General features: G+C 76.4%; 5 protein-coding genes. 2 read left to right on the top strand and 3 right to left on the bottom strand.

What is annotated here, in order from left to right; all coding sequences use genetic code 11:
* Positions 1-203 precede the first annotated feature (203 nt).
* Positions 204-1,952, top strand: coding sequence for a hypothetical protein (locus FH609_RS06735; protein ID WP_226961455.1), 1,749 nt, complete (start codon positions 204-206; stop codon positions 1,950-1,952).
* Positions 1,953-1,962: 10 nt separating this feature from the next.
* Here the strand turns inward: FH609_RS06735 and FH609_RS06730 are convergent, their stop codons facing one another.
* Both FH609_RS06730 and FH609_RS06725 read right to left on the bottom strand, forming a co-directional pair.
* Positions 1,963-4,152 (bottom strand): ATP-binding protein, encoded by a 2,190-nt coding sequence (locus FH609_RS06730; RefSeq protein ID WP_226961454.1) that lies wholly within the window; start codon positions 4,150-4,152, stop codon positions 1,963-1,965.
* 140 nt (positions 4,153-4,292) lie between these two features.
* Positions 4,293-4,901, bottom strand: coding sequence for a TetR/AcrR family transcriptional regulator (locus FH609_RS06725; protein WP_139666243.1), 609 nt, complete (start codon positions 4,899-4,901; stop codon positions 4,293-4,295).
* A 146-nt stretch (positions 4,902-5,047) separates the two neighbouring features.
* On the opposite strand from FH609_RS06725, the gene FH609_RS06720 reads away from it, so the two are divergent.
* Complete coding sequence (locus FH609_RS06720; protein ID WP_139666242.1) at positions 5,048-5,680, top strand: FMN-dependent NADH-azoreductase; 633 nt, start codon at positions 5,048-5,050, stop codon at positions 5,678-5,680.
* A 221-nt stretch (positions 5,681-5,901) separates the two neighbouring features.
* Here FH609_RS06720 and FH609_RS06715 read toward each other — a convergent pair whose 3' ends face one another.
* Complete coding sequence (locus FH609_RS06715) at positions 5,902-7,965, bottom strand: sulfatase (protein WP_139666241.1); 2,064 nt, start codon at positions 7,963-7,965, stop codon at positions 5,902-5,904.
* Positions 7,966-8,015: the final 50 nt, after the last annotated feature.

The following is an 8,015-nucleotide window of genomic DNA, read 5'->3' as shown; positions in this document are numbered from 1 at the left end:
GGAGCCCGGAGCCCGGAGCCCGGAGCCCGGAGCCCGGAGCCCGGAGCCCGGAGCCCGGAGCCCGGAGCCCGGAGCCCGGAGCCCGGAGCCCGGAGCCCGGAGCCCGGAGCCCGGAGCCCGGAGCCCGGAGCCCGCTTATGCCGTTATGCGGGCCGCGCCGTGCGCCGCGACGCGGCGGGCGGCGGCGGTAGTTCGGGGTGACCGTGGGCGCTAGCACGGCCGGGCCGCTCCGCGCGCTGGTCGGCGCGGAGGCCGCCCGGTGGCGGACGTTCCCCCACCAGCGCACCATCGCGGTGCTCAGCCGCACCGTGACCTCGGTGGTCCGGGTGCTGGAGACGCTGCCGGCCGTGGTGCGCGGCGATCCCCGGATCGGGGTGGTCTTCGCGCACGATCCGGCGTCCGCGTTCCAGGACGGCGTGTCACGGCTGCTGGAGGAGAACGACTGCCGGGTGCTGCCCGCCGCGCGGCTGGCGGAGGTCCGGCCCGATCTGATCCTCTCGGCCAGCGAGAACGTGCCCGACGCCGGCGGCTGCCCGGTGCTGGTGCTCCCGCACGGCGTCGGCTTCCAGAAGTTCGTGCCGGCGCCGGCCGGCCCCGGCGTCCGGGTCTCCGGCGTCGTCCAGGACCGGCTGTTGGAGAACGGGCGGACGTGGCTGGCGGTCTCGCATCCGGACCAGCGCGCGCAGGTGGAGGAGGCGCATCCGGCGGCGAAGGGCCGGACGTTGCTCATAGGCGACCCGTGCTTCGACGAGTTGCGGACGAGCCTGCCGCGCGCCGCTGACCTCCGCCGGGGGCTGGGGGTGCCGGACGGGGCGCGGCTGGTGGTGCTGAGTTCGACGTGGGGCCCGGCGTCGCTGCTGGGGTCCGATCCCCGGCTGGCCGGGCGGCTGCTGGCCCGGCTGCCGTACGACGGCTACCGGGTGGCGGCGATCCTGCACCCCAACATCTGGGCCGCGCACGGGGCTTGGCAGATCCGCGCGCTGCTGGCGCCGGCGCTGGACGCCGGCCTGCTGCTGATGCCGACGGCACACGCCTGGCGTTCGGCGCTGGTCGCCGCGGACGCGGTCGTGGGCGACCACGGCTCGGTCACGCTGTACGGGGCGGCGTTGGGCAAGCCGACGCTGTTGGGCGCGTTCGGCGCCGGGGAGGTGGTGCCGGGGACGGCCGTGGAGCGGCTCGGCCGGATCGCGCCTCGGCTGGTGGCGGGTGCGGATCTCGCCGGGCAGATCGAGCGGGCCGTCCGCGAGCAGGGCCCCGACCGGTACGCCTCGGTGCGGCGGGCGGCCTTCGACCGGCCCGGCGACGCCGTCGCCCGGCTGCGCACCGCGATCTACGGCCTGCTGGATCTCGACGAGCCGGACGCCCCGCCCCCCAGGCCGGCCCTGCCGGTGACCGGGGCCCGCGCCACCGAGGTCAGCTCGTGGCTGGTCACCGGTTCGCTGGCCACCCGGGACGGCCGGCCCACGGTGACCGTGGAACGTCATCCGGCGGCCGTTGTCGGTGAGTTGGCGGCAACGGACGACCGGCACGTCGTTCATCTCGCCTGCCTGGAGACCGAACCCGATCAGCGGCTCGTCGAGAGTTCGTCGGTGATCGTCGGGCGTGACCCGGCGGCGGACGAGGCCGGGGCCCGGGCGTGGATCGCGGGGACCCTGGCCCGGCTGCCGGGCGCCCGGGCCGCCGCCGTTCCGCTCGGGACGCCCGGGCCGCCCAGCCGGCACCTCGTCGGCCTGCGGGACGGCCGGCTCGTCGAGGCCGACGGCGGGCCGGCCGACGGCGGGCCCGACGACCACGCGGACGGGCCCGACGCCGGGCTCGCGGCCGCGCTCGTCTACACCCTGCTGCGCGCCGGAACGCCGTCCCTGGCCGGGGAGTTCGGCCTCCGCGTCGCCCCCGGCCGCGCCCACCGGCTGCGGCTGCGCGCCCACGCCGGGGACGCCCCGCAGGGCTGAGGCCCGGCCGTCAGCCGTCCAGGCGGCGCAGCCACTCCGCGAGCCGTTCCGCGTCCGGGTGGCCGGTCTCCGCCCAGATCGCGGCCGCGCGCGCCACGGACTCCCGCACCAACGCCGGGTCGCCGCCGGTCCGTTCCAGGAGCGCCGCCAGGCGGATCAGCGTCTCGCCCTCGTAGTGGCTCGCGCCCTCCTCGGTGAGCGTCGCCGCCGCCTCGCGCAGCGCGGAGACCGCCGACTCGACCTCGCCCGACCGCTCGTGGACCTCGCCGATCGCGGCCAGCGCCCGCGCCGCCATCCGCCGGTCGTTCCGCGCCGACAGCGCGTCGAACGCCTCCCGCAGCGTGACGAGCGCGGCCGCCGGATCGCCGGCGGCGGCCTGAGCGCGACCCAGGAAGAACGTCGCGATGGCGGCGCCGCGCGGCTCGTCGGCCTCCCGGTTGAGGGCGAGCGAACGCCGGTAGGCGTCGATGGCCCGGGCCGGGTCGTGCCGGTCCCAGTACCGGCCGTGGAACTCCGCGACCGAGGCCCGGAGATCCGTCCGGTCCGACGCCGCCGCGCACTCCTCGGCGCGCTCCAGCTCGGCGCGCGCCCGTTCGTCCTCGTCGAGGTCGAGCAGCGGCCGGGACAGCAGGCTGCGCAGCCGCGCCTCGGCGTCCGTCTCGCCGAGCGCCACGGCCGAGGCGATCCCCAGCTCCAGCGACTCCCGCCAGGCCCGCAGGTCCCTGTGGTGCAGGAACAGCACGGTGAAGCTCTCGGCCAACGGCCAGACCAGCGCGTGGAGTTCGGCCTGGCTCGCGGCCCGCAGCGCGGCCAGGATCGGGCCGCGCTCCGCGCGGAGCCAGGCGAGCGGGGGCGGGCCGTCCGCCTCGGCGAACGGGTCGGCCGCGCCGGCGAGCAGCGCGGCGGGGTCGGCGATCCGCAGCCGCTCGGCGCGGATCGCCCGGTCGGCGAACGCGGTCAACGCCAGGAAGTGCGTCGCGACGCGCTCGATCAACTCCCGGTGGGCCGGCTCGGACTCCTCCCGCTCGGCCCGCTGCCGGGCGTGCAGCCGCACCAGGTCGTGGAACGCGTACCGGTCGGCCTCGGTGACGGTCAGCAGGCTGGCGTCGACCAGCCCGTCGAGCAGCGGCAGGACCTCCCCGGCCGTCGTGCCGAGCGCGGCGGCCGCCGTTCCCGCGTCGAAGGAACGCCCCGGCAGCCAGCCCAACAGGCGGTACACCCGGGCCTGTTCGGGCGGCAGCGCCTGGTAGGCGGGGTCTAAGACCGCGGACATGGAATGCTCCCCTCCATCGGACAGTCCGTGCAACCGCCGGTTCTCGTCGGCCAGTTCGGCGACGAGGGCGGCGAACGTCAGCCGCCGCTCGCGCCGCAGCCGCGCCCCCACCACGCGGAGCGCCACCGGCAGGCCGCCGCAGAGAGCCACGACGCGTTCCGCCGCCGGCCGTTCGGCCGGGGTGATCGTCCGGCCCGAGACGTCGGCCAGCAGCGCGCGGCCGCTCTCGTCCTCCATGGGGTCGAGCGGCAGCAGCTCCGCGCCGTCCAGGAGCAGGTCGCCCAGGTCCTGGTGGCTGGTGGCGAGGACGACGCTGCCGGCGCCCTTGGGCACCAGGGGCCTGACCTCGGCGGGCCGGCTCACGTCGTCGAGCACGAACAGCAGCCGCCTGCCCGCCGTGCGGGAGCGGAGTTCGTTGGCGCGTTCCGCGAGCGTGCCGGGCAGGGCGGACTCCGAGACGCCCAGCGCGCGCAGGCACATGGCCACCGCCTCCGACACGTCGGCGCCGGCGCCCTGGCGCAGCGCGGCGAAGTCGACGAAGAGCTGGCCGTCGGGGAAGGCGTCCCGCGCGGTCTCGGCCCACCGCTGCGCCAGCGAGGTCTTGCCCATGCCGGGCAGGGCCCTGATCACGACCTGGCGGACCGGGCCCCGGCCGTCGTCCGCCGCCGCCAACAGCCCGTCGAGGCGGGCGATCTCGCGTTGCCGGTTCCTGAACCGGCCGGTGAACGGGGGCACTTGGTCGGGCCGGACATGCTGGCCCGGCTGCGGCCCCTGCGGTCCCTGGGTCACGTGGAACGTGATCCCGCCGTGCACCTGCCCCGCCTGCACCACGGGTCCCTCGACCAGGCCGGACAGTTCGTTCCGCGCGGACAGTTCGTTCCGCGAGGCGGGCAGCCCCCGTTGGCCCTCCGCGTCACCCTGCGCCACAGCGCCCCCTCAGCTCACGTTCCGTCAGCGACGACCGAGCACGCACAGTATCGCCCATGGCGCGGCGACGCGCCGGGGCGAGGCGGGATCGCCGGGCGGCGGGGCGGGATTCGGGCACGGGGGTCCGTTGACGGTGGCGCTCAGCGCGCCAGGCGTTCGATCAGGGTCTCCCAGGCGTCGCCGAGGAGTTCGACGGTCTCCGTCGCCAGGGCCTCCTCGGCCTCGGGACGCGACAGGTAGAGCAGCAGCGGGCCTTCGAGGGCGGCGGTGAGCTGGATCGCGAGGCCGTTGAGATGGGGCAGCGACGTGGCCTGGCGGAGAAGAATCCCGAGGTGGAGCTGGGTAACGGACGCGTCGCCCGCCGGGACCGGCTGGGCGCGGTCGAGGGCGGCCCGCGCGACGGCGTGGTGGTCGACGAGGAACGCGATGCGGGCGCGGCCGTAGGCGACGAGGCGTTCGACGGGGCCGGCGCCGGGGCCCAGGGGCGGCGGCCCGGACATCACCTGCTCCTGGAACCGCCGCTCGTCGGCGTCGAGCAGCGCGCGGAAGATCCCGGCCCTGCTGCCGAAGCGGCGGAAGACGGTGCCCTTGCCGAGGCCGGCGCGCTCGGCGAGGCCGTCCATGGTGACCCGCTCCGCGCCGTGCTCGGCGAGCATCTCGCGGGCGGTCCGCAACAGGTGCTCGCGGTTGCGCGCCGCGTCGGCGCGCTCGCCACGCGGCTTCCCGAAGGGCACGACGGAGCTGGTCACCGGGCCAATCTACAGGCTGGAAACAAAACCGGGGTAAAGTCCGTTTATGCCGTCGCGAGGCCGCAGCACGCGGCCCGTGTCCGAGCACCCACGAGCCACCGCACCAACCACCGGACGAGAACCGTCCCCTCCGAAGGACCACGATCATGAACCTGTTCCGCCTGGACGCCAGCATCCTGCCCGGCGCCTCCGCCAGCGCCGAGATCGCCGACATAGCCGAGGCCGAGTGGCGCGCGGCCCACCCCGACGCCACGGTCGTCCGGCGCCATCTCGGCACGGAGGCGCTGCCGGCCGACGCGTGGGCGCTCGCGACCACGGCGGCCTTCGCCGCCGAGGATGACCACACCCCGGCGCAGCGCGAGGCGCTGGCCCTGGGCACGGCGCTGGCCGAGGAGGTGCAGGCCGCCGACGCCGCGATCCTGGCCGTCCCGCTGTACAACTACGGCGTCTCCCAGCACTTCAAGACCTGGGTCGACCTCGTCATCGCGGGCGCCGGCGCCACCACCCCGGTGTTGAAGGGCACCCCGACCGTGCTGGCCACCACCCTGGGCGGCGGCTACGGCCCCGGCGCCCCGCGCGAGGGCTGGGACCACTCCACGCCCTATCTGGAGCGGGTCCTCGGCGACCTGTGGGAGGCCGAGTTGACCGTGATCAAGCGCGAACTCACGCTCGCGGCGGCCACGCCCGGCATGGAGTCCCTGCGGGACGTCGCCGCGCAGCGGCACTCCGAGGCGCTGGCCGCCGCCCGCGAGGCCGGCCGCGCGCTGGCCGGCGGCTGAACGAACGCGGGGCGCTGGGCGAGGCCGGCGCGGGGCGGCCCGGCGAGGCCGGCGCGGCCCGGCGAGGCCGGCGCGGCCCGGCGAGGCCGGCGCGGCCCGGCGAGGGGCAGGGGCAACGCGCCCCCGCCCCGCGCCCGTTGGGTGAGCCCGCGCCCGCTGGGTACTACGACCGTCCGGGAGAGCGGTGCGCCAGCCGGGTGCGGGGGCGGGGGCGGCAAGCCCTACGCGCGGTGGGCGGTGAGGCCGTCGAGGGTGATGGTGCCGTCGTCGAGGCGGACGCTGGTGGCCCAGCGGTAACGGGCGCGCACGGCCGGGTCGCTGAGGTCGAGCGCGCCGCCGGTGTCGGCGGTGAACAGGAACTCCCAGCCGTCGCCCTGGTCGGCGTAGGCCGTGGCCTTCGTGCCGCGCAGCACGAAGGCGTAACGGGCGCCGGGGCCGGTGAGGTCCACGGTGCCGTCGAGGTTCTGCAACGGCTCGGCCCCGGCCGTGACGAGTTGGCCGTCGATCCGCAGGTCCCAGCCGACGCGGTGCAGCCCGTTGTGGTAGCGGAACAGCAGGTAGTTGTCCGCGTCCTGGGCGACGCCGACGAAGACGGTGTCCTGGGTGCCGGCCTCGGCGAAGGTGCCGGGGGTGAGCACGGCCGCCGCCGCGTCGGAGCCGGGCGTGACGTCGGAGCGGAACACCAGGTGGGTCAACTGGTCGGCGCTGACGGCGAGTCGGCCGTTCTCGACCCGGGCGTCGCCCACGTGCGAGGTCACCGGCAGCACGCTCCACCGCGCCAGATCGCCGTCGAAGGTCTCGGCCAGCTCGGGCACCGGGTAGGCCGCGCGGCTCGGCGTCGGCGGGAGGACGTCGACCTCGGCGAGGTGGGCTTCGAGCCGGGCGCGCAGCGCGCGGGCCCGGCCCGGGTGCCGGGCGGAGAGGTCGGTGGTCTCGCCGGGGTCGCGGGCCAGGTCGTACAGCTCGGCGCGCCCGTCGCGGAAGTACCGCACCAGCTTGTACCGGCCGGAGCGGACGGCGGCGTGCGGGTGGGTGGAGCCGATGAAGTGCGGATAGACCCAGAACAGTTCGTCCCGGCGGAGCCGGCCGGCGCCCGTCAGCACCGGGGCGAGGCTGACGCCGTCGAACCGGTGCCGGCCGGGCCGGCCGCCCGCCAGGTCGAGCGCGGTGGGCAGCACGTCGATGGTGCTGACCGGGGTGTCCTCGCTGCGGCCGCCGCGCACCCGCCCCGGCCAGTGCGCGATGAGCGGCACCCGGATGCCGCCCTCGTACAGCTCGCCCTTGCCGCCGCGCAGCGGCTGGTTGGCGTCGCGGTACGGGCCGCCGTTGTCGGAGGTGACCAGGAGCAACGTGTCGCGGTCCAGGCCGAGTTCGGCGAGCGCTTCGGCGATGCGGCCGACCTGCTGGTCGACGCTCTCCAGCATGGCGGCGAGCACGGGCCGGTTGGGCGACTCGTCGGCGCCCGGCTTGGCCCGGTACTTGGCGACCAGTTCGGGCTTGGCGTCGAGGACGGTGTGCACCGCGTAGTTGGAGAGGTGCAGGAAGAACGGCTCGTCGCGGTGGCGGGTCAGGAAGTCGACCGCCTCGGCGGCCAGCCGGTCGGTGAGGTACTCGTTCGGCTCCCTGGCGGGCAGGTCGGGCAGGAAGAAGTACGGGTGGAAGTAGTCGCCGTCGGCGATGTACTTCTCCTCGGAGGCGATCACCTCGTCGAAGCCGTGGGCGAACGGGTTGCCCGGCCGCTCCCGGTAGGGGCCGCTGTAGGTCTCGGTGAGGTGCCACTTGCCGATCAGGCCCGTGGTGTAGCCGTGCGGGCGGAGCACGTCGGGGACGGTCGGGATGTCGGGTGAGAGGTGCTTGTCGCTCGCGGCGGCCTCGCCGCGCAGGAAGTCGGTGATGCCGCTGCGCGCCGGGTAGCGGCCGGTGACGAGCGCGGCGCGGGTCGGGGAGCAGAGCGGGGCGGCGGCGTAGGCGCTGGTGAAGCGGACGCCCTCGCGGGCCAGCCGGTCGAGGTGCGGGGTTTCGTTGAACGTGTTGCCGTAGGCGCCGAGTTCGTCCCAGCCGAGGTCGTCGATGGAGACGAAGACGACGTTCGGGGGCCGGCGGCCGGGCCGGCCGCGCGGCGCGGCCAGCTCGGCCGCCGAGGCGGGCCCGGGGGCCGCGACGAGGCCGGCGACGGCGGTTCCGGCGGCGGTGCCGGTGGCGGTGCCAAGGAACCGGCGGCGGGAGGGGCCGGGTTGGGGCGCTGGTCTGGAGGCGTGGGACGGGTGGGACAGGGTGGTGGGCATGGCGGGGCCTTCCGGGGGCTGGGCTGGTGCCGTCGTTCAGTGGTGCCGTG

Source organism: Streptomyces sp. 3MP-14, assembly GCF_006334905.2.
Lineage (GTDB): Bacteria > Actinomycetota > Actinomycetes > Streptomycetales > Streptomycetaceae > Streptomyces > Streptomyces triticirhizae.
This window is presented reverse-complemented; position numbering and strand designations above follow the sequence as displayed.